Origin of the sequence: Brooklawnia cerclae (assembly GCF_011758645.1) — a bacterium.
Lineage (GTDB): Bacteria > Actinomycetota > Actinomycetes > Propionibacteriales > Propionibacteriaceae > Brooklawnia > Brooklawnia cerclae.
Window position 1 is genome coordinate 2,868,643 of sequence record NZ_JAAMOZ010000001.1, and the last position, 20,018, is coordinate 2,888,660.

The 20,018-nt window shown below is 69.6% G+C and carries 20 protein-coding genes and 1 tRNA gene; 7 read left to right on the forward strand and 14 right to left on the reverse strand.

The window, feature by feature from the left end:
- Positions 1 to 38: 38 nt before the first annotated feature.
- The 5 genes from FB473_RS13285 to FB473_RS13305 form a co-directional block, all read right to left on the reverse strand.
- Positions 39 to 416, reverse strand: coding sequence for a hypothetical protein (locus FB473_RS13285; RefSeq protein WP_167168617.1), 378 nt, complete (start codon positions 414 to 416; stop codon positions 39 to 41).
- Positions 417 to 1,321: 905 nt separating this feature from the next.
- Positions 1,322 to 1,394: transfer RNA gene (locus FB473_RS13290), tRNA-Arg, on the reverse strand.
- Between the two features lie 313 nt (positions 1,395 to 1,707).
- Positions 1,708 to 2,481: a class I SAM-dependent methyltransferase gene (locus tag FB473_RS13295; RefSeq protein WP_167168620.1), complete on the reverse strand. Its 774-nt coding sequence runs from the start codon at positions 2,479 to 2,481 to the stop codon at positions 1,708 to 1,710.
- Between the two features lie 28 nt (positions 2,482 to 2,509).
- Entirely contained in the window at positions 2,510 to 3,586 is a 1,077-nt protein-coding gene (locus FB473_RS13300) for a hypothetical protein (protein ID WP_376837225.1), read from the reverse strand.
- Positions 3,562 to 4,242: a metal-dependent transcriptional regulator gene (locus FB473_RS13305; RefSeq protein WP_167168623.1), complete on the reverse strand. Its 681-nt coding sequence runs from the start codon at positions 4,240 to 4,242 to the stop codon at positions 3,562 to 3,564. The genes FB473_RS13300 and FB473_RS13305 overlap by 25 nt, the downstream gene beginning before the upstream one ends.
- Before the next feature lie 59 nt (positions 4,243 to 4,301).
- Between FB473_RS13305 and FB473_RS13310 the strand changes: the two genes are divergently transcribed.
- Positions 4,302 to 4,961, forward strand: coding sequence for an acVLRF1 family peptidyl-tRNA hydrolase (locus tag FB473_RS13310; protein ID WP_208390567.1), 660 nt, complete (start codon positions 4,302 to 4,304; stop codon positions 4,959 to 4,961).
- A 4-nt stretch (positions 4,962 to 4,965) separates the two neighbouring features.
- On the opposite strand, the gene FB473_RS13315 is transcribed toward FB473_RS13310, so the two are convergent.
- A complete protein-coding gene (locus FB473_RS13315) occupies positions 4,966 to 6,009 on the reverse strand; it encodes a hypothetical protein (RefSeq protein ID WP_167168625.1) in 1,044 nt (347 codons plus the stop codon).
- Positions 6,010 to 6,093: 84 nt separating this feature from the next.
- Between FB473_RS13315 and FB473_RS13320 the strand changes: the two genes are divergently transcribed.
- The gene (locus tag FB473_RS13320) at positions 6,094 to 6,750 is read left to right on the forward strand and encodes a DUF7691 family protein (RefSeq protein ID WP_167168628.1); all 657 of its coding nucleotides are present in this window, start codon (positions 6,094 to 6,096) and stop codon (positions 6,748 to 6,750) included.
- Positions 6,751 to 6,753: 3 nt separating this feature from the next.
- Here the strand turns inward: FB473_RS13320 and FB473_RS13325 are convergent, their stop codons facing one another.
- Positions 6,754 to 8,289, reverse strand: a complete 1,536-nt coding sequence (locus FB473_RS13325) for an NCS2 family permease (protein WP_243863572.1) — start codon at positions 8,287 to 8,289, stop codon at positions 6,754 to 6,756.
- A gap of 45 nt (positions 8,290 to 8,334) precedes the next feature.
- Here FB473_RS13325 and FB473_RS13330 point away from each other — a divergent pair, with 45 nt between their 5' ends.
- Complete coding sequence (locus FB473_RS13330; protein ID WP_167168634.1) at positions 8,335 to 8,628, forward strand: DUF2530 domain-containing protein; 294 nt, start codon at positions 8,335 to 8,337, stop codon at positions 8,626 to 8,628.
- Between the two features lie 108 nt (positions 8,629 to 8,736).
- On the opposite strand, the gene FB473_RS13335 is transcribed toward FB473_RS13330, so the two are convergent.
- Positions 8,737 to 9,501, reverse strand: coding sequence for a DUF3027 domain-containing protein (locus tag FB473_RS13335; RefSeq protein WP_167168638.1), 765 nt, complete (start codon positions 9,499 to 9,501; stop codon positions 8,737 to 8,739).
- Between the two features lie 26 nt (positions 9,502 to 9,527).
- Positions 9,528 to 9,911, reverse strand: a complete 384-nt coding sequence (locus tag FB473_RS13340) for a cold shock domain-containing protein (RefSeq protein WP_167168641.1) — start codon at positions 9,909 to 9,911, stop codon at positions 9,528 to 9,530.
- Positions 9,912 to 10,008: 97 nt separating this feature from the next.
- On the opposite strand from FB473_RS13340, the gene FB473_RS13345 reads away from it, so the two are divergent.
- The gene (locus tag FB473_RS13345; RefSeq protein WP_167168644.1) at positions 10,009 to 10,878 is read left to right on the forward strand and encodes a hypothetical protein; all 870 of its coding nucleotides are present in this window, start codon (positions 10,009 to 10,011) and stop codon (positions 10,876 to 10,878) included.
- The gene (locus FB473_RS13350) at positions 10,875 to 11,129 is read left to right on the forward strand and encodes a hypothetical protein (protein ID WP_167168647.1); all 255 of its coding nucleotides are present in this window, start codon (positions 10,875 to 10,877) and stop codon (positions 11,127 to 11,129) included. The genes FB473_RS13345 and FB473_RS13350 overlap by 4 nt, the downstream gene beginning before the upstream one ends.
- 27 nt (positions 11,130 to 11,156) lie before the next feature.
- Here FB473_RS13350 and FB473_RS13355 read toward each other — a convergent pair whose 3' ends face one another.
- Positions 11,157 to 11,714 carry an NUDIX hydrolase gene (locus tag FB473_RS13355; RefSeq protein WP_167168650.1) on the reverse strand — a complete coding sequence of 186 codons (558 nt, stop codon included), beginning with the start codon at positions 11,712 to 11,714 and terminating at the stop codon, positions 11,157 to 11,159.
- Between the two features lie 52 nt (positions 11,715 to 11,766).
- Positions 11,767 to 15,279 (reverse strand): proline dehydrogenase family protein, encoded by a 3,513-nt coding sequence (locus tag FB473_RS13360; RefSeq protein WP_167168653.1) that lies wholly within the window; start codon positions 15,277 to 15,279, stop codon positions 11,767 to 11,769.
- 204 nt (positions 15,280 to 15,483) lie between these two features.
- On the opposite strand from FB473_RS13360, the gene FB473_RS13365 reads away from it, so the two are divergent.
- On the forward strand, positions 15,484 to 16,434 hold the full coding sequence (locus tag FB473_RS13365; RefSeq protein ID WP_167168656.1) for a LysR substrate-binding domain-containing protein: 951 nt from the start codon (positions 15,484 to 15,486) through the stop codon (positions 16,432 to 16,434).
- 13 nt (positions 16,435 to 16,447) lie between these two features.
- Here the strand turns inward: FB473_RS13365 and FB473_RS13370 are convergent, their stop codons facing one another.
- Both FB473_RS13370 and groL read right to left on the reverse strand, forming a co-directional pair.
- On the reverse strand, positions 16,448 to 17,143 hold the full coding sequence (locus FB473_RS13370; RefSeq protein WP_167168659.1) for a copper homeostasis protein CutC: 696 nt from the start codon (positions 17,141 to 17,143) through the stop codon (positions 16,448 to 16,450).
- A gap of 199 nt (positions 17,144 to 17,342) precedes the next feature.
- Positions 17,343 to 18,959, reverse strand: a complete 1,617-nt coding sequence (gene groL / locus FB473_RS13375) for a chaperonin GroEL (RefSeq protein ID WP_167168663.1) — start codon at positions 18,957 to 18,959, stop codon at positions 17,343 to 17,345.
- 229 nt (positions 18,960 to 19,188) lie between these two features.
- Here groL and FB473_RS13380 point away from each other — a divergent pair, with 229 nt between their 5' ends.
- Positions 19,189 to 19,650 carry a hypothetical protein gene (locus tag FB473_RS13380; protein WP_208390568.1) on the forward strand — a complete coding sequence of 154 codons (462 nt, stop codon included), beginning with the start codon at positions 19,189 to 19,191 and terminating at the stop codon, positions 19,648 to 19,650.
- Here FB473_RS13380 and FB473_RS13385 read toward each other — a convergent pair.
- Positions 19,611 to 19,895, reverse strand: coding sequence for a DUF3263 domain-containing protein (locus FB473_RS13385; RefSeq protein WP_167168666.1), 285 nt, complete (start codon positions 19,893 to 19,895; stop codon positions 19,611 to 19,613). The genes FB473_RS13380 and FB473_RS13385 overlap by 40 nt on opposite strands.
- Positions 19,896 to 20,018: the final 123 nt, after the last annotated feature.

Genomic DNA, 20,018 nt, shown 5'->3' on the forward strand with positions numbered 1-20,018 from the left:
TCGAATTCCGCGTCCCGATTCTCGTCGGAGCGCCCGTCTCAGCCCACGCTGCCGTGGTGGGGAGGGCGCTCCGCCAGCAATGCCCGGTCGTGCTGCGACAGCGGCATGGTCCAATCCCGGACGCGAGGCCGCGCGTCAAGGCCCAGTTCGTGGCACACGGCCTGCGCCACGGTGTGCAGCTGCGCACTCCCGACACCAGCGCGGCGATTCGCGTCCGGCAGCCGAGGCCATGCCTGGCCGGCGGCGCGCTGCTCGTCACGGTCACCCGTGATGCGTGCGGCGTCCCACCCCGAACGCGCCAGTGCGGCGACGATCCCCGCGGGCGTGGCGTCCTCACCCGGCGCCTCCTCACCCGTGAGCGCCCACGACACCAGCGCGACGAGCAGTCGGGAATCGGTCTGGTCGGCGTTCGTCACAGGTCTGCTCCGGTTCGTTCTGGTGGGCGGGACGCCGGGTCGGTGCGCGTCCGCGAGGGTTCGTGCGTGCAGGCCTGGGGCGTCCCGAGGCGTGGCCGGGCACCACGAGACGACGAGAGGTGACGCGGCGAGCACTGTGACCACGGTAGGGCAGCACGGCGACCGAGTCGATGCCCGACCGTTTCGGTACGCCCGAGTTCCGGCACCCGCCTGGTTCGGCCCAGTGGCAGGGCCCGACCCTGGTCAACGCACATCGACACGCCAGAGCAAGCGCTTTCCACCGCCTCCCCGAGCCACTGGTGCGCAGAAACCAGGGTGGACGCCCTCGTGGACGACAAGCTCCCCACATGTGCCGCGTCAGAAGGCGAACCCGCTCACCCCCAGCGGACACCCGCCCGGGCACGGCGCCCGCTCACCGCGACCCTCTCGCCCAGCATCTGTCGGTGAGCCTGGTGACGATGCAGGCGCACAGTAGGGTGGCCATCGAGGTTCCTGCCGCATCATCACAGGAATCGAACGGTGCGACGAGAAACCTGGACGAATGAAACTCGACTGGCAAACAATGCTCGGTGACCTCTTCCAGGGCATGCAGCCCGTCCTGCCATATCTGATACCGCTGATTCTGCTCATCGTGTTCGTGTCCTGGCCGATGCCGGGTCGTGGCCCGGGCCTGTTCGCGAGACGTGACGTGTGGCGGCGCTTCAAGTTCGAGCCGCGCCGTGTCGTCCTGGAGCGTTGCGCCGGTCCTACTTTCCGGAGGGCACCAGCGTTCGGGTCGTCGCGGCGATGACCGCTGAGGAGCAGGCTGCACGAACCGCTTGGTCGGCCAGACGGAGGTAGGACCCAGTTGATCGTCCCCCGTGTCCTGTGGAAGCAGGGACTGTCCACGGACGTCTGCCGAAAGGCGGCCCCAGCAGGATTCGAACCTGCGACACAAGGTTTAGGAAACCTCTGCTCTATCCCCTGAGCTATGGGGCCCGGCGGTACCGTCTCACTCTATGGGCCAAGGCAACGCTACTCGTGACCCGCGCAGCGCACCAAATGGGCGTGCGGCTCCACAGATGCACCCTTGGTCTCGGGATTGCACAAACTTCCGCGCCGATTCGCATTTGCATCCACACGGATCTGGTCTAGTATCTAGTCACGAAAGCGGCTGCTATGTCGATGATTTGTCTCCTGGGGGTGGGTAGACGGCTTCGGCCCCTCGACTAGCAGCCGCTTTCCCTATGCCCGCAGAACCCTCGGTACAGCCAGGGCCTTCCATGCGACGCACTCACTCGACGCGACAAGCTCATTTGACCGCGACGATCCTCCGCATCGGGATCGGTATCTCGACGAAGCCGTCGCCCGCCCGCTCCGTCAGGTAGTCGACGGCGAGTTCCATCCGTTCCGGGCTGGTTCCCGGCAGGTACAGCGCGCCGAGGAGGCGCTCCGCGTCGTCCCTCCCGGTGACGCGGTAGCCGTACCGCTCCCGCCGGTCCTCGGCCACCATCAGGCCGCTGCCCTCCATGAGCCGCCCGACGGCGACCTCCGGCGACCTCGGGAACCGGGGCGTCCCCCGAAGCAACTGTGTGACGCGCGCGGCCACCCGCACGTCGCGAGTACGTTGGGGACGGATCGTCGGAGCGACCGAGACGAATACGCCGCCCGGACGCAACACCCGGGCCACCTCGTCCAGCACCTCGCTGATCGGCCGGATGACCGCCAGTCCCATCACCGTCGTCACGGCGTCCAGACTGCCGTCGGCGAAGGGAAGCCTTCTCGCATCCGCCTGCACCCAGGGGCCGGACGACCGCTCGGCGGCCAAGCGAAGCTCGTTTCGCGACAGGTCGAGTCCCACGACCACACGATCGGGTGCCGAGAGCTCACGCGAGACGCGTCCGGAGCCGCACCCGATGTCGAGCACGACCCTGGCGCCCGACGACACCGCGCGCGCCATCCACTGGTAGGGGTTCTGGCGGCCCGAGAGCGCGCGAGAGAGCACCTCCTCGGCGATCCCCGGATTGCGCTGATGGAAGTCGGCGATGAAATCGGCCCACCCGGTCGGGGTGAGACGGCGCGACATGCCTCCAGACTACCGCGGGCCCCCGCATTCACCTCGTGGACGATTCGAGCTCCCCGGCGAGGTCACCGCAGATACGACGCAGCAGGGTTCCCGTTTCTATCGGCCGGTCGGCGATGGTCGACATCAACAGCCCCAGCCCCGGCAATGCCTCGTCCGGATCCGCACCGGTCCTCCCGGTCAGTGGGTTGCGGCCGTCCGCCCACGGTAGCGTCAGCCGATCCCAGGTGCGCACCCAGCTGTCGGCGACCTCGGCGCTCGAAGGGGCGCCGAAGAAATGCCCGACCGGTGAATGGTGACGCAGCGCCACCACGGGGCTGTCGGCGAAGATGAGGGCCAGTCGCAACCGCGCGTCCAGGGCCTTCCGTTCGGCGAGGGTCCCCCAGCCGACCGCCCACCCACACGGGCGGTGGCACATCGGCCCGACGTCGGGACGCTCGCCCGCCGCGATCGTCTCGTGGTTCATCGCGCACTGGGCGAGCGCCAGCCCGAGGCGGGAATGGAAGTTGTCGAGGTAGGTGTCGTACCCGGCCTGGTCGCCCGAGCACGCGTTGAGCGAACGCCTCGCAGTGGCGCGGAGCACGGACGAATGCGGGCAGGTGGTGTCGCGCGTCCCCCAGCGTTCCGCGACGAACGAGCCCATGCGCAGCGGATCACCCGCGTGCCCGAGCACGGATCCCCAGGCCAACTGGCACACGTACTCCGACATCAGGTGCAGCGTGACGACGAGGTTGACCGTCTCGCTGCGCCGTGCGCGCAGATGGCAGACCTCCAGCATCAGTTCGAACAACGGGACGAGCGAGTCGAAGGCCCCGCGGCACCGATCACGTGGATTGCGCGGGAAGGACGCCAGGCGGATCTCGCCGCTCCACGGGCGGTCGGCGAACTCGCGGGACAATTGCCCGAAGTCCTCGGCGTCCAGCGCCAGCACGCGACGTGCGGCACGAGCGAGCCGCGCCGCACGGGCCAGATGCGCGTCCTGCTCGACCAGGTCCGCGTGCTCCGCCAGCAACGAGTCGACCGCGTCCGGCCACCCCGCTCGCACCATCTCGGCGAGCAGGCCCCCGAAACCGCCCACGCCGGTCAGCTGTCTATGGGATCGATCCACAGCCCCGAGGCGAGCCCGCCGTCGACGCGGACGCGTCCCTCGGATGTCCGGATCTCCAGTGCGTCACCGACCCTCACGGCCTCGAACTCGACGCCGGGACGCAGGCCCACGTCGTCCAGCCCGGTCAGCGCGGGGGCATCGGCCTGCACCTGCTCGCTGAAGCGCCTGAGCGTGACCGTGAGGGGCTTGTCGCCCAGCACGTCGTCGAGTGGGAGGACGCCCTTGCGGAAGTCCGCGGGCGGCGATCCCTCGGGACGGGGGACCGGACAGCCGTAGGGCGACAGCGCCGGCTCGTCCAGCAGGACCGCCAGCCGCTCCTCCATGAGATCGCTGATGACGTGCTCGAGCTTGCAGGCCTCCTCGTGCACGTCGACCCACTCCATGCCGATGATGTCCGACAACATGCACTCCGCAAGACGGTGCTTGCGCATCACCGAGTTGGCGCGATGCCAGCCCAACTCGCTCAACTCGATCCTCCGATCGTCGCGCACCCACAGCAGGCCGTCACGCTCGAGCCTGGCTACCGTCTGGCTGACAGTCGGCCCCGACTGGTGCAGCCGCTCGACGATGCGCGCGCGAAGGGGCTCGATCCCCTCCTCGTGCAATTCGAGGATCGTTCGCAGATACATCTCGGTGGTATCGATCAACTCACTCATATCGCCCCTCCCAACGCATGAAGCCTATCGGGCATTCCCGGCCTACCATCGGAACCACGATGGAAGTGGCACGTACCGCGCACGTGGACCCCGAGCGCCTATATGGGTGGGTCGCCCGATTCGAGGCCCGCCACGGCGCGATCGCGTCCACCGCATCGGACGACGCGCTGGTACTGACGGCCGCCGACGGGGCCACCGCGCGCCTGATCAACCGGTGGGAGCCCTTCGTGGGCACGGGGGTCGCCGAGTTCACCGAGCACGTGCTGCGGGATCGCCGGGTGGGGTTCCTGCTCGTCCGCAAGGGCGCCGACGCCGTCGGTGTCGCGCAGGGCACCGACCTGGTGGCTCATCGCACCTCGGTTCACTACGTGCAGGGGCGGACGAAAGCAGGCGGCTGGTCGCAGCAGCGGTACGCCAGGCGGCGGGGCAACCAAGCGACCCGGGCCTACGACGAGGCCGCGAGGGACGCCTTCGAGGTCGTCGTCCCGCATCGTGCCGACCTCGACGCGCTGGTGACCGGCGGAGACCGGGTGGGCGTGGACACCGTGCTGGCGGATCCACGCCTGGAGGGCCTTCGCGGGCTGCCCCGGCGTCATCCTGTGCTGCCCGTGCCGGACGCGCGTCTGGCAGTGCTGTACGAGTGTGTGCGGCAGGCTCGGCGCGTCCCCGTCGAACTGGACGCCGCAGCCGTCGCGGTGCCCTCCGACGGCGAGGCCTGAGCCGCTACCGGCGGCCACGCCACCAGTAGGCGAGCGCGCCCGCGCCGATCGACACCACGACCGCGGACGCGAGCGCGGCCAGCGTCTTGGTCGAGGTCAGGCGGCGGGTCAGCGAGGACGGGTTGTCGGCGGACGTCGTCCCGGTCGACGGGGACGCCGCGGAACCCGTGTCGGCCGGGCTGTCCGGTGCCGATGTCGTCTCCACCGAACTGGGCTCGGCGGCCTGCCCCGGCGGCGTGGACGGCGCTGCCGGCAACGAGGCCAGGGACGTGGGCAACGCGGCCTCCACCAGGCTCAGATCGTCCTTGCTCCCGAGCAGCAGCCCGGAACCGTCCAGCGTGGTCGACAGGGACTCCCCGGCGGGCTGGCTGGGCGTGGCGGCGCTGGCCGACACCGTGAAGTCGAACATGTTCATCACGAGCACGCTGGTGTAGGTGCGCACGACCGCCGTCTCCGAGTCCAGGAAGGCGCCGTCGGTCACCCACGCCGGGGCGTCTCCCAGCCGCTCCATCGTCAGGTCGGCCTCGTAGGTGTCGGGCGCGATGACGTAGTAGACGCCGCCCGGATCACCCTTGGTGACGATGTAGATGTTCCCCCGGGGCGAGACCATCATGGTCTCCGCGTCGTGGGGCCCGTCGGGATAGTGCAGCGTCCACTGGGAGTAGGGGGCGTCGGAGCCCAGGCTGACGCCCTCCAAGCGGTACACCGTGATCGACTGACGCGTCAGATCGGGATCCCCGATGTCGCCGACATAGATCAGGCTGTCGAGCACCGCCAGACCCTCGACCGCCGTGGGTGCCGCGTCGAAGGTGACCTGCCCCACCACCTGGCCGCCGGAGGCCACGGCGTGGACGACACCGGACGCCTCGTGGCTGTTCATCGTCCAGTAGACCCCGCGGGCGGGATCGGCGGCCAGTCCACCGGTCGACGTCAGCGTGGAGTCGGACATGACCATCACGTCACCGGGAGCGGCGGCGGCAGGGGCCACGAGGACGAACGGGAGGACAATGGCGGTCGCAGCGGCCCAACGTCGTGGTGCTGCAGCCATGCCGCCTCCCTCCATGCAACAACAGGTGCCCAGTGTAGCGACTCGGCGTCCACGGCCACACGATGCAACAGCTACCGTTGGGTCATGGGACAGTTGACGCTGTTTGCCATCGGCATCACCGAGGTGCGTGACATGTTCGGCGCTTCTCCCGATCTCGCCGACAGACTGCGCGTCGTGGCCGAGGACAGGTTCCGCGTCCCCACCACGGCACGGCACGGTCGCGGCTCGTTGCTGAACCGTGTGGGCCCGGTGCTCAAGCGGCCCGTCGATCCCCCACGCGCGCCCGCGCGTCCGACCGGACAGGACGTCGAGATCCTCCTGGCCGGGCATTCCGTCCCGCCCGACCGGCTCGGGTTCGCCTGGCAGATAGCGATGGCCTGGCTGGACGACCTGTCATGGGGACGAACCGACCTCGACGCCGACGCCAGGACGATGAGTTCCATCGAGTTCGACCTGGCCACAGCGGGACTGCCGAGCCGACTGTCGATCGAGCGCCTCATGCAGGGCAGCCCGCAGCTCCCCCTGCCCACGATGACCGGCCAGGTGTTCGGGTACGCCAAACACGAGCAGGCCGAGGCCACCCGCCAGGCCCTCACCGCCGTGATCGGTGATGTCGGACAGGCATCGGCACCGTTCGCGGGCGCCGTGCTCGAGTTCCTCAACCACTACCCCGAATGGACGATCCGGGCCGGGGACGCTCGTCGCCCCGACCCGGATCTGGTCGTCAGTTGGTTCGCGTGAGGCTCAGGAGAACCATCCCGAGATGAGCGACTGGGCGAAGTAGATCACGAACAACGCCGAGACCACCCACATGAGCACGTGCACCTTGCCCGCCTTGCCGGCGAAGATCTTCATCGCGACGTAGGTGATGAAGCCGGCGCCGATCCCGACCGTGATCGAGTACGAGAAGGGCATGAGGACGATCGTGACGAACGCCGGGACGGAGATCTCGAGGTCGGGCCAGTCGATCTGCCCCACCTGCATCATCATGAGGAAGCCCACCAGGACGAGCACCGGGGCCACCGCCTCGGACGGCACCATGTTGACCACCGGCGTCACGAACAGTGCGAGGACGAAGGCCGCACCGGTGACCACCGATGCCAGGCCGGTCCGGGCGCCTTCCGCGACACCTGCGGTCGACTCGATGTAGCTGGTGTTGCTGGACACGGACCCCGCGCCACCCGCGAGCGCGGCGAGCGAGTCGACGAGCAGGATCTCACGCAGGTGCGGGGGCTCGCCGGACTCGTTCAGCAGGTTGCCCTCGGCTCCGATGGCCACCACGGTGCCCATGGTGTCGAAGAAGTCGGCGAGCAGCAGGCTGAAGACGAGCATGACGCCGGTCAGCACGGTGCCGAGGGTCGCATGCCCGTCGGGAGCGAAGCCGCCGAAGACGTCCACACGGCCCAGCAGGCCCAGGTTGGGTGCGGCGAACGCGTCCCAGCCCGGGAAGGCGGGCACGTTGAGAGCCCAGCCCGTGACGTTGTCGTCGCTCTGCGCACCGATCGACGTGGCCACCTCGAGGATGACCGCCAGCACGGTGCCCGCGGCGATCGCCCACAGCATGGCGCCCTTCACCTTGCGCTGATAGAGGAACAGCAGCACGAAGAGAGTGACGACGAAGACGAAGATGGGCCAGCCCGTCAGCGAGCCTCCGATGCCGAGTTGCACCAGGGGATCACCCGCCCGGATGATGCCGGCGTCGGCCAGGCCGACCAGCGTGATGAACAGGCCGATGCCCACGCTGATGGCGATACGCAGGGTGGGCGGCACCGCGCGGAAGACCGCCTCCCGGAAGCCCGTGAGGACCAGGATGGTGATCACGATGCCCTCGCAGACCACCAGGCCCATCGCCTGCGGCCAGGTCATGGTGGGGGCGATGACGTAGGCGAGCATCGCGTTCAGCCCCAGCCCGGTGGCCAGGCCGATCGGGAAGCGCCCGACCACACCCATGAGGATGGTCATGATTCCGGCGATGAGCGCCGTCACGGCGGCGACCATGGCGATGGACTGTCCCACCGCAGCACCGTCGACGACCGTCATCGCCGCGTCCGTGAACTTCGGCGCCCCCGACACGAGGTTGCCGTTCTTGTCGACGGCTGTGCCGATGATGAGGGGATTCAGCGCAATGATGTAGGCCATGGTGAAGAACGTCACCAGCCCACCACGCACCTCGCGGGCCACGCTCGAGCCCCGCTTGGTGATCTCGAACCACTTGTCCAAACCGCTGAGGTCGCCGTCGGCGGCCCCAGACTGTGTCCCGCTCGGGGAAATCGCACTCATGGCCGACATGGTAAGGGATTGCGATGCCCCCATAGGATTGGTCCCATGAGCGAGTCCCCGGACCAACTGCCCGCACGAGGCACGACCGGGCTGCGTCAGGCCCCTTTCCCGCCCCTGCACGAGGACGGGGTGAACGTGTTCGCCATCGGCACCGCCGGATTCGCGCTGGCGTCCCTGATCCTGCTGGTGGGACGCCGCACTCTGGGCGTCGCTGACGTCTGGCTGGCCACGACGCTCACGGGCCTGGCCGTCGGCATCGTGGCCACCGTGTACTGCCTCTGGCGCCGCGACAAGCGTGCCCGCGACGCCGCACGCGGCATCGCGCCCCCGACGGCGTGAGGGCGGAGACGACGGCCGTGAGGACCGAGACGACGGCCTGACGACCGAGACGACGGCTGAGCCTGTCGAAGCCACCTCGCGACACCCGCACGAGGACGGCCGACGGGGTCAGTCGAACAGCGAGTGGTCGAGACTGACCGTGTCGAAGACGGGCTCGGGCAGGCGGATACCCCGCTCGTCGGCGACCACGTCGGAGTGTCCGCCGCATCCGTGATCGACCGAGACCACCGAGCCGTCGGACGAGGAGTACTCGTTGGCGCACACCCCGAAGACCCGACCCAACGAGCCCGTCAACCGGACGAAGTAACCGCAGGCCACGCATACCCCCGGAGCCTGTCGCGCCACCGGCGTGTCCGGGCCGCCTTCGCCCGACAGCCAGCGCTCGGCGGCCTGCTCACGCCCGACCGGTGACAGCAGGCGTTCGCGCCCCAGTCCCAGTTCGGTGACGACGGCACGCGTCTGGGACCACTCTGCGGGATCCGCGTCGGGAGCGAGCTCGCCGCCCGTGTAGCCGGGTTCGAGGCGAGGATCGTTGTCGGGAGTCGGCAGGAGCGCGCCGGGGGTCAGGTCGCCGGCCTGGAGCCTGTCGGCCCACGGCACCCACGGCGGGGCGAGCAGCGATCCGTCACTCGGCAGGAGGACGACCTCGTTGACCGTCGCCTGGCGTGCCCGGGCCGCCCGGGTCATCGTCACGGCCCAGTGCCAGCCCGTGTAGGCGGGGTGGGGGCAGGCGAAGTAGTGGGTGCCCTGCCGGACGCCGTCCTCCGAGCGCACGCCGAGGTAATCCCCGACCCCGAAGTCGCCGGCGGCCTCCTCCGCGGCCGCGCGGGCCTGATCCACCGCGTCCAGGACGATCTGGTCGACCTCGGTCATGGCTGTCCTCCTCGAGACGTTTGTGCTCACAGTTCGAGCTCGTCCGCGACGGCGCGCAACATACCGGCCACCTTGGCGGCCTGCTGCTGGTTGGGGTAGCGACCGTGGCGATACCCGTTGCCCAGCTGATCCATCAGCTTGATGAGATCCTCGAACATCACCGCGAGCTGTTCGGGTTTCTTGCGGGCGGCCTTCGCCAGCGACGGCGGGGCCTCGATCAGTTCGACCGACAGGGCCTGCTCGCCACGTCGTCCCTCGATGACCCCGAACTCGACGCGCTGACCCGACCGGAGACCGGTGACACCCCGGGGGAGGGCATCAGCACGCACATAGACGTCGCCACCACCGTCCTTGGCGATGAAGCCAAAGCCCTTCTCTGCGTCGTAAAAACGCACCTTGCCGCTGGGCACCGCTACCTCACTTGTCGTTCTGGGGCGCGGGCGACCACACCCGTGCACCTGCCAAGACTATCGGGGACGGCAACCACTCGGCCATAGACTGGACGGCATGGATGAGGTTGGGGGGACGATGACGAGGACCACACAGGCGCAGCCTCCTTTCGGGTTCGCGCGTCCGGTGGTGCCCCCACTCAGCCAGGCAGTTCCCTCACCGGCCGTTCGGGAGGCTCCCGGCGCCCCCGCCCCGGACGCCTACTCACCCCCCGAGGGCGAAGTTCTTCCCCTTGCCAGCATCGAACCGGCCCCTCCCGAACCGCGCGACCCGACCTCACCCTTCGTGAGTTCTGCGCCGCCCGAGCCGGCGGCGGAGTGGCGGCCGGACCAGCCTCTGCCGACGAACACCCCCGCCGAGCAGGCAACGGCACCGGAGGTCGACCCTGCCACCCTTCCCCCGCCGAACGGGGCAGCCGTGGTTCCGGTGGCCGCTCCCCCGGTCGCCGCGATGCCCGTTGCCCCGCGGTATCCGGCACCGACCGGATACCCGAGCCCTGGCCCCCAGGCCAGCCCCTACCCGGCGAATCCTTACGCGACCGGCCCCTACTCGTCCCCCGCCAATCAGAACGCCGGCGGTCCGTACCCCTACCAGCCGCGTCCTCAAGCAGCCCCCGGCCGCGTGAGCGGCGGCATGCGGCCCGCGGGTGGTGCCCAGCTGGCTCTTCTGCTCGCGGGCCTGATCTGGTCGCAGGTGTCGATCATCGCCCTGATCGCCGCCGCAGTGGTGTCGCTCGCCGGGCGCACCGCCGGGCGAGTGCTCGTCACCCTCGCCGCGGCCTTCGTCCTGGTCCTGTTCGTCCCGTGGAACTACGGGTACATCGGCACCGACCAATGGCAGTCGACCGCGCAACTGCTGTCGCTGGTCTGCCTGGTCGGCGTCGCCCTGATGAGCCGACAGCAGCTGCGCAGGCAGCAACGACCGTGAGCTCGCGGTGGCGTCCGCTGCTCGAACAGGCGGCCGCTGAGGACCGCTGGGTCGAGTTGCGCTGGGCCAACGAGGACGGCACCACCAGCATGGCCGTCGTCCGGGTGCTGATGGTCGGACGGGGCTCTGTGTATCTCGTACGGCGCGCCGACCGGCGCATGACGGTGCCGTTGAAACTGATCGTGTCGGCGCGGCTCGGCGATCGTGTGGTCATCCGGGGCGAGTCGCTGGAGCAGGACGCCGGCGACTAGCCCGGATGCGCGGTGCGCCGCGCCGGTTCAGGACTCCCGATGGCCCAGCGCGACGGGGACGGTCGACTCCTCCACCTCGCCGAGATCGACGAAGTCGCCCTGGCGGGCGCCGAACAGGTCCGGCAACCGGGTCGGCCAGACGGTGATGTCGGCGAGCTGGGACGCGGCGAACCACTCGAACCCCGTGAGGGTGACCTGCTCCTCCTCGGTGAACCCCGCGGCGTCGGGCTCGAACGGCGACGGCAGGTCGACGGCGAAGAACATCTCGTGCTGAACGAGCACCTGGTCGCTGTAACCGTGACGCACCACGCGCTCCGCGATCGGCCCGACGAGGTCCTCCGCGTCGATCCGCAGTCCCGTCTCCTCGAGGAGCTCCCGCACGGCCGCGTCGTGCCAGCTCTCCTGCGCGTCCAGGCCGCCGCCCGGTGTGACCCACCAGTGCGAGCCCGCGATGCCAGGGTCCGAGTCCGCGATCAGCAGAACCCTGCCCCCGGCACGTATCAGCACACGAGAGGCCCTGCGGGTTCGCACGGGACGCTGCGGTGGGGGAACCGGGATCATCGGACGCCTGTCCTCGTCAGCCATGGGCCACAGCCTAGAGCGCCGGCCACCCGCCACCCGGCGGCGACCAATTCGTTCAGAGTCCCGCGACGACGCGATCGGGCAGTGCCGTCGGGTTGCCGAACCTGTGTGCCGTGATGGCGATCGCCTGCTCATGGACGAACGCCAGGAGTTCGATCCGTCCCGCGGCGGTGACCGGGTTGCTCCAGAGCGACACATCGGCGGCACCACGCAGCGCCCGCGCGGTCTCCGCGGGATCGCCCCCGACCAGCCGGACACGCGAGACGCCGAGAGAGCCGGACGCCAGGCGTACCTGCCACGCGGGCTCGTCCTCGATCGTCACCGTGATGCCCTGGGAGGCCAGGAAGGCGCTGATCCGATCGGGCAGCGCGTCCGCGGCCGAGACCGTCAGCTCGCTGCCCGCCCGCAGGCCCGCGCCGATCACGCGCAGGCCGCCGATCAGGTCGGCTCCGGCACCGAGGCGCACCGCGACCGGAACGGGTCGGTATCGCAGCAGGTTGCGCTCGCAGGTCAGGTTCGACGGGTCCGCCACACGGCCGAACCGCTCCTGCCACGCAACCTGGTCGGAGACCGCCGCCCCGGTGAGGAATGCCAGCCGCTCGGGGTCCGCGTCCGGTCGGGCGGCCTCGATGAGGGCACGCACGGGCGCGACGAGGTCGGACGCAGGCACCGCGTCGGAGGCCACGGCTGCCGTGCCCTCGTCGGGTTCCCATCGTCCCAGGCCGACGAGGTAGTTGGGACCCCCGGCCTTGGCCCCCGCTCCGACGCTCGACCGCTTCCAGCCACCGAAGGGCTGGCGCCGCACGATCGCGCCCGTGATTCCACGGTTCACGTAGAGGTTCCCTGCCTGGACCCCGTCCACCCAGATCGAGACCTCTTCGGGATCGAGGGAGTGGATGCCCGCGGTCAGGCCGTAGTCGGTGGCGTTCTGGAACCGGATGGCCTCTTCGAGGGTCTCCGCGTGCATGATCGCGAGCATCGGCCCGAAGAACTCGGTCAGATGCGCGCGGCTCCCAGGCTTCACCCCCGTGCGGATTCCCGGTGACCAGAGCCTGCCGGAGTCGTCGAGCTGACTCGGCTCGAGCACCCATTGCTCACCGGGCGCCAACTCGGTCAGAGCCCCCAGGAGCTTGCCGGCAGCCGGCTCGATGATCGGCCCGATCTGCGTGCGAGCGTCCTGCGGCCAGCCCACGCGCATCGAGGACGCGGCGTCGAGGAGTTGCCGGGCAAACCTCTCGGAGCGAGCCACCGAGCCCACCAGGATCACCAGGGACGCGGCGGAACACTTCTGGCCCGCGTGGAGGAAGGCGCTGCGGGCGACGTCGGCGGCGGCGAGTTCGAGGTCTGCCGAGGGCGTGACGACGATCGCGTTCTTCCCGCTCGTCTCCGCGAGCAGGGGTAGTTCGGGACGCCACGAGTGGAACAGCGAGGCGGTGTCGTAGCTGCCGGTCAGGATGATCCGGCTCACCAGCGGATGGGTGACCAGCGCCTTTCCCAGCCCGGTCTCGTCGAGGTCGACCAGTGTGAGCAGATCACGCGGCACCCCGGCACGCCACAGGGCCTCGCAGATGACGGCACCACACCGGCGGGCCTGGGGTGCGGGCTTGACGACGACCGCGGACCCGGCCGCGAGCGCCGCGAGGATGCCACCGGCCGGGATGGCCAGAGGGAAGTTCCACGGCGGGGTGACGACGGTGAGCGAGTCGGGGACGAAGCGTGCCCCGGCGACCTGATCGAGGTCGGTGGCCAGCTCGGCGTAGTAGCGGGCGAAGTCGGTCGCCTCGGACACCTCGACGTCGGCTTCCGCGATCGTCTTGCCCGTCTCGGAGGCCGCCACCTCGATGAGCTCGGCCCGCGAGGAGGCCAGGGAGGACGCCGCCCGGCGCAGCAGCGCGGCACGCTCGTCGGCGGGCCGTCCGCCCCACGCGCGGCCGGCCTGCGCGGCTGCTGTCACCAGGCGATCGAGCGTGGCCTCGTCCTTCACCATCGCTTCGGCGATGGTCGCCATGCCCAGGGTCGACCCGGGTGCACGGGCGAGGATCTGCGCACCCCAGGCGCGGTTGGCGCTCAGAGCCGGATCGGTGTCGGGCTCGTTGGCGAACGGAATCGCGGGTGCCGTCCCGGCGCTCGGCGGCGTCGGGACGGGGCCCGCCGGCCGGATCCCACGGTCCTGACGGCGGTTGGGCTCGGGCACGCCCGGCGAGGACTCCAGCACCGCCAGGGCCGCGACGAACCGTGACCGCTCGCGGGCGAACAGGTCCTGGTCTGCACCGATGTCGAAGACGGCGGACATGAAGTTGGCGCTGCTGGCGTTCTCCTCCAGCCGGCGCACGAGATAGGCGATGGCGACGTCGAACTCCGAGGGATGGACGACCGGGGTGTAGAGCAGCAGGCGGCCCACCTCGGCGCGCACCACCGCGGCCTGGCCGGAGGACATCCCCGCGAGCATCTCGAACTCGACCCCGTCGGTGACCGAGCGCTCCTGGGCGAGCAGCCACGCGTGGGCGACGTCGAACAGGTTGTGCCCGGCGACACCGAGCCTGATCGCCGCCGTGCGCTCGGGGGTCATCGCGTAGTCGAGCACACGCTTGTAGTTCGCGTCGGCCTCGACCTTGGTGGGATAGGTGGCCAGCGGCCAGCCGTGCAGTTCGGCGTCGACGTGCTCCATGGCGAGATTGGCGCCCTTGACCAGACGCACCTTGATCGGCGCCGAGCCCCGGCCGGTCCGGTCGGCCGCCCAGCTCTCCAGACGCCGGTACGCGCCGAGTGCGTCGGGCAGATAGGCCTGAAGGACGATCCCGGCCTCCAGATCCGCCAGTTGCGGCTGGTCGAGCAGCCGGGTGAAGACGGCGATCGTCAGGTCGAGATCGCGGTACTCCTCCATGTCGAGATTGATGAACTTGGGGGTCGCGGACGTCGCGGCCAGCTCGTAGAGCGGGGTCAGCGTCGCCACGACCTTCTCGACCGTCTGCTCGAAGCTCCACATCGACAGCTGGCTCGCGACCGCGGACACCTTGATCGAGACGTAGTCGACGTCGTCGCGAGCGAGAAGCGCCCGAGTGCCCGCCAGGTGACGCGTCGCCTCGGCCTCGCCGAGCACCGCCTCGCCCAACAAGTTGAGGTTCAGCCTGTTGCCGTCCCGCTTCAGCGTCGAGATCGTCCGCCCCAGGCGCCCCGGCGTCGCGTCGAGGACGAGGTTCCCGACGAGCCGGCGCAGCACGAGGCGCGCGATCGGGATCACGGGCCAGGGCAGGATCGGTGCGAGGTGAACGCCGGCGCCGATGGCAGCGCGCAACGGCCAGGACAGGCTCGTGGGGGTCAGCGGGCCGAGGCGATACAGATTGCGTGCCGCCACCGGCAGCCGTTCGGGACGCATGACACCGTCGACGAACCCGACGGTGAACTCGAGGCCGCGGGGGTCTTTCAGGATCGATGCGAGCAGGGACGCCGCCGAGTCGACCGGCTGCCCGGCGGCGTCGGCGAGCCAACGGTGTACCAGGGCCGTGACGGCCTCGATGTGATCGCTCATGTCTGTGGGTAGTGATGTCGTCTCGCGGATGCTGGTCATGTGGGGCTCCGTTCGTGCGGGGGGGCCGTTTGGGGGGGACGCCGGGATCGGGGGCATCCGGTGCCATGGGGTCGGGGTTCGTCCACCACGTCGACGGCGGCATCACCCTGGCATCCAGTCTGAGCCGCGAAACCGATCCAGTCCAGCGAATGATTATGATCGATATCGTTCGGCAAAAACGAATGATCATGGAGAGGTGACCCCGTGCTCGACCTTCACCGGCTGCGTCTGCTCGTCGAACTGGAACGCCGCGGGACGCTCAGCGCCGTCGCGGACGCCCTGTCGTACAGCAAGTCCACGGTCTCCCAGCAACTCGGCGCGCTCGAGCGCGAGGCGGGCGTGTCGCTGATCCAACCGTCCGGACGCAAGGTCCAGCTCACACCCCAGGGTCGAGTACTGGCGGGCTACGGCAGACGCCTGCTCGACGTCCTCGACGAGGCGGAGGCCGAGGTCGCGCGGACGGTGACGGCGGTGAGCGGGACCATCAGGATCGCCGTGTTCCAGTCGGCGTCCTACGCGATCGTGCCCACAGCGCTCAGTCTGCTCGCCGAGCGCCACCCCGGTCTGCGGGTCGAGGTCGTCACGCGCGGGCCCGAGGAGGGGTTGGTCGAGGTGTCCTCGCGCGACTTCGACCTCGTGCTCGCCGAGCAGTACCCCGGCCGGACGCGTCCGCTGTTCACCAACCTCGACCGCGTGGCCCTGACCCGCGACCCGATCCGCCTGGCCGTTCCACCCCGGCCGGCCTCCCCCGCCCTGCCCGGGACGACGGCGACCGACGACCCGCCGCGATTGGCCGACCTCCGCGACGCCCTCTGGGTCATGGAACCGATCGGCACCGCCGCACGGGACTGGTCGGTGCAGGTGTGCCGCAGCGCCGGGTTCGAACCGGACGTCCGCTTCGAGACCGCCGACCTCATGGCACACGTCCGGCTCATCGAGTCCGGGAACGCGGTCGGCCTGTTGCCGGATCTCGTCTGGGCTGGTCAGCGGCCCACCGTGTCGCTCACGGAACTGCCAGGGGCGCCGCGCCGGGAGGTCTTCTCCAGCGCACGCCGTTCCGCCGCGGCCCACCCGGCCGTCGGTGCGGCCCGCCGTGCCCTGGCCGAGGCGGTCCTCGCCGCGAGCGTGCCCGGGCTCACCCCCGGCCCGTCCTGACGGCTGCCGCCCCCTACGGCTTGCGGGGAGCGTCGACCAGGATGCGCCAGGTGTGCACGAGGGACGCGTCCACGTCGGCGGCGAACGAGCCACCCGGCCGCACCTGCGCCCCCACCTGGAACGCATGGACGCCGGCCCGCGTCAGCCACGCGAGATGCTCGGGCACGAGCCCCCCACCGGCCATCATGAGAGCGGCCGCGTCCGGGTCGGCCTGGGCGCGTCGCAGCAGATCCTCGAGTCCCCGGCCGAGCCCCCGGCTCGACCCCGCCGTCAGTACCTGATCGAGCCCACGCAGGCCCTTGAGCGCGTCCCATGCGGCGTCGACGTCGAGGCAGCGATCGATGGCGTGGTCGAACGTCCACGGCCAGTCGCCGGCATCCGTCAGTTCGGTCACCACCTCGAGATCGACCTGGTTGTATCCGTTGAGGAAGCCGAGCACCACGCCGTCGGCACCGGCCTCGAGGTAGCCGGCGACGAGCCCGTGCAGGCGCGAGACCTCGCCACCGTCGGTCCGGTAACCCTCGCGCAGCCGCAGCAGCGGGCGGATGGGCACCGTGCACACCGACCGGACGTATTCGAACATGCCCGGCTCCGGCGACGTGCCCTGGCCGGTGAGCCCGCCCACCAGCATGAGCCGATCCGCGCCGCCCTTTTCGGCGCGCCGTGCGTCCTCCGGACTGAGGACCACCACCTCAAGCAGCCCCGACATGCCTCCATCGTGCCTCAGACTCGCCCGCCAGAGGGCTCATCGGCGTTCGCGGGCGCGTCGGACGCCTGTCGGACGGCCGCGGCACCGGCCAGGAGCACCCATCGAGCCCGTGCGGACGAACGAGCGTCCCGGAACGCGAAGAGGGGCGGTCCCATGACTGGGAACCGCCCCTCCAAGGTTGCGGACGACTGATCGCAGATCAGTACATGCCGTCCATCTCGCCGCCGGCGGGAGCCGCGGGAGCCTTCTCGGGCTTGTCCGCGATGACCGCCTCGGTGGTGAGGAACAGACCGGCGATCGAGGCAGCGTTCTGCAGCGCCGAGCGCGTGACCTTCGTCGGATCGAGGATGCCCGACGTCAGCATGTTGACGTACTCGCCAGTGGCCGCGTTGAGCCCGAAACCGATCTCCAGGCCCTTGACCTTCTCGGCCACGACGCCGCCCTCGAGGCCGGCGTTGGTGGCGATCTGCTTCAGCGGAGCCTCGACGGCCGTGAGGACGATCTGTGCGCCGATCTGCTCGTCGGCGGTGAGACCGGTGAGCTCGATGTCCTTGGCAGCCTGGATGAGGGCCACGCCGCCGCCGGGCAGCACGCCTTCCTCGACGGCTGCCTTCGCGTTGCGCACGGCATCCTCGATGCGGTGCTTGCGCTCCTTGACCTCGACCTCGGTGGCCGCGCCCACCTTGATGACGGCGACGCCGCCCACGAGCTTGGCCAGGCGCTCCTGCAGCTTCTCGCGGTCGTAGTCGGAATCGGTGTTCTCGATCTCGCTGCGGATCTGCTTGATGCGGCCCTGGATCTGGTCCTTGTCACCGGCGCCCTCGACGATCGTGGTGTCGTCCTTGGTCACGGTGACGGTGCGAGCGCGTCCGAGCACATCCAGGTCGACGGCGTCGAGCGACAGGCCGACGGTCTCGCTGACCACCTGGCCGCCGGTCAGGACGGCGATGTCGGCGAGGATCGCCTTGCGGCGGTCGCCGAACCCGGGAGCCTTGACGGCCGCCGACTTGAAGGTGCCGCGGATCTTGTTGACGACCAGGCCCGCCAGGGCCTCACCGTCGACGTCCTCAGCGATGACGAGCAGCGGCCTGCCGGTCTGCTGCACCTTCTCGAGCACGGGCAGCAGGTCCTTGAGGGAGCTGACCTTGCCGTCGACGATGAGCACGTAGGGGTCGTCCAGGACGGCCTCCAGGCGCTCGGCATCGGTGACGAAGTAGCCGGAGATGTAGCCCTTGTCGAAGTTCATGCCCTCGGTGAGCTCGAGCTCCAGCCCGAAGGTGTTGGACTCGTCGACGGTGATGACGCCTTCCTTGCCCACCTTGTCCATCGCCTCGGCGATGATCTCGCCGACCGTGGAGTCACCGGCCGAGATGGACGCGGTCTGCGCGATCTCGTCCTTGGTCTCGATCTCCTTGGACACCTTGGACAGCTGGTCGCTGATCGCGGCCACCGCCTTGTCGATGCCGCGCTTCAGCTCGATGGGGTTGGCGCCCGCGGTGACGTTGCGCAGACCCTCACGCACCATCGCCTGGGCGATGACCGTCGCGGTGGTGGTGCCGTCGCCTGCCACGTCATCGGTCTTCTTGGCGACCTCCTTGACCAGCTCCGCGCCGATCTTCTCGAAGGGGTCGGACAGCTCGATCTCCTTGGCGATGGACACGCCGTCGTTGGTGATCGTGGGGGCGCCCCACGACTTCTCGAGCACCACATTGCGGCCCTTGGGGCCGAGCGTCACCTTGACCGCGTCGGCGAGGGTGTTCATGCCCCGCTCGAGTCCCTTGCGGGCCTCGCTATCGAATTCAATGAGTTTTGCCATGGTCTTGTGGAAAATCCTTTGGCATCGGGGGCTGGCGCCCCGTTGGGTTGTCTGTGTGGCCGGAACCCCCGGCCTGCCCATGGTCGCTGGCGCCCGCGACGGACGGCCGGTTCACGGCCTCACCCGCCACCATGTGCGGTGGCACTCCGACAGACGGAGTGCCAGTTCCCATTTTTAGCACTCGCCCCATGCGAGTGCAAACGAACCCCGAAGTTCGTAGGCTCTGATCGTGAACAGCCGTCGTCCGGCAACCGTCCTGCGAGCGGTCGCCAACTGGGTGAATCTGTCGACCCCGCTCGGATTCGCCATCGCCGCGGTCGGTCGCGCCCGCGTTCACAAGGGTCCGGACCACCTGTGGATCGCCGAGGGCTACCGGCTGGGCGTACCCGTGGCGGGGGCGTTCACGGTCGGCAGCGTCGTCATCGTGAAAGGCCGGACGTTGGCAGACCTGCAGACCGGTACACCACTCGTCCTGGAGCACGAAGCCACTCATGCCTGGCAGTGGGCGGCATGCCTGGGGCTGCCGTTCCTACCCCTCTACCTGTTGGCCAACGCGTGGAGTTGGGCGCGCACACGCACGTGGTACGCGGCGAACTCGTTCGAAGTGTGGGCGGATCTGGCCAAGGGCGGTTACGCGCCTGCCGGGCCGCCTCAGCGGATGCGAAGACGCGACGCCGACCGGCTGCGCTGACGTTGCTCACGCAGACGGCGCAGACGCTTGACCAGCAACGGATCGTGGGCCAAGGCCTCGGGACGATCGATCAACTGGTTGAGGATCTGGTAATACCGCGAAGCGGACACGTCGAAGCGGTCCCTGATCTCCTGCTCCTTCGAGGAGGGCGCCTGCCACCAGCTCTTCTCGAAATCGAGGATCTGGGCCTCACGTTCGGAGAGCCCCTGGGACATCTCTTCGGTCTTGCGCCCTGCCTCGGTCATGCCACGATTGTAAGCACGAATCACAAACATGTCATTCAGCCAGCGACGCCTCTCGTGGGATTCGCGCAGACATGTCCATCCCGTACCATGTACTACCTGTGTGGCGGGCCCATTCAATCGCGC

Coding starts and splice junctions, on each gene's coding strand:
- FB473_RS13295 (WP_167168620.1), bottom strand. CDS start 2,481: ATGTCGCGCCGTCTCACCCCGACCGGGTGGGCCGATTTCATCGCCGAC.
- FB473_RS13305 (WP_167168623.1), bottom strand. CDS start 4,242: ATGAGTGAGTTGATCGATACCACCGAGATGTATCTGCGAACGATCCTC.
- FB473_RS13310 (WP_208390567.1), top strand. CDS start 4,302: ATGGAAGTGGCACGTACCGCGCACGTGGACCCCGAGCGCCTATATGGG.
- FB473_RS13315 (WP_167168625.1), bottom strand. CDS start 6,009: ATGGCTGCAGCACCACGACGTTGGGCCGCTGCGACCGCCATTGTCCTC.
- FB473_RS13320 (WP_167168628.1), top strand. CDS start 6,094: ATGGGACAGTTGACGCTGTTTGCCATCGGCATCACCGAGGTGCGTGAC.
- FB473_RS13325 (WP_243863572.1), bottom strand. CDS start 8,289: ATGAGTGCGATTTCCCCGAGCGGGACACAGTCTGGGGCCGCCGACGGC.
- FB473_RS13330 (WP_167168634.1), top strand. CDS start 8,335: ATGAGCGAGTCCCCGGACCAACTGCCCGCACGAGGCACGACCGGGCTG.
- FB473_RS13335 (WP_167168638.1), bottom strand. CDS start 9,501: ATGACCGAGGTCGACCAGATCGTCCTGGACGCGGTGGATCAGGCCCGC.
- FB473_RS13345 (WP_167168644.1), top strand. CDS start 10,009: ATGGATGAGGTTGGGGGGACGATGACGAGGACCACACAGGCGCAGCCT.
- FB473_RS13355 (WP_167168650.1), bottom strand. CDS start 11,714: ATGGCTGACGAGGACAGGCGTCCGATGATCCCGGTTCCCCCACCGCAG.
- FB473_RS13360 (WP_167168653.1), bottom strand. CDS start 15,279: ATGACCAGCATCCGCGAGACGACATCACTACCCACAGACATGAGCGAT.
- FB473_RS13370 (WP_167168659.1), bottom strand. CDS start 17,143: ATGTCGGGGCTGCTTGAGGTGGTGGTCCTCAGTCCGGAGGACGCACGG.
- groL (WP_167168663.1), bottom strand. CDS start 18,959: ATGGCAAAACTCATTGAATTCGATAGCGAGGCCCGCAAGGGACTCGAG.
- FB473_RS13385 (WP_167168666.1), bottom strand. CDS start 19,895: ATGACCGAGGCAGGGCGCAAGACCGAAGAGATGTCCCAGGGGCTCTCC.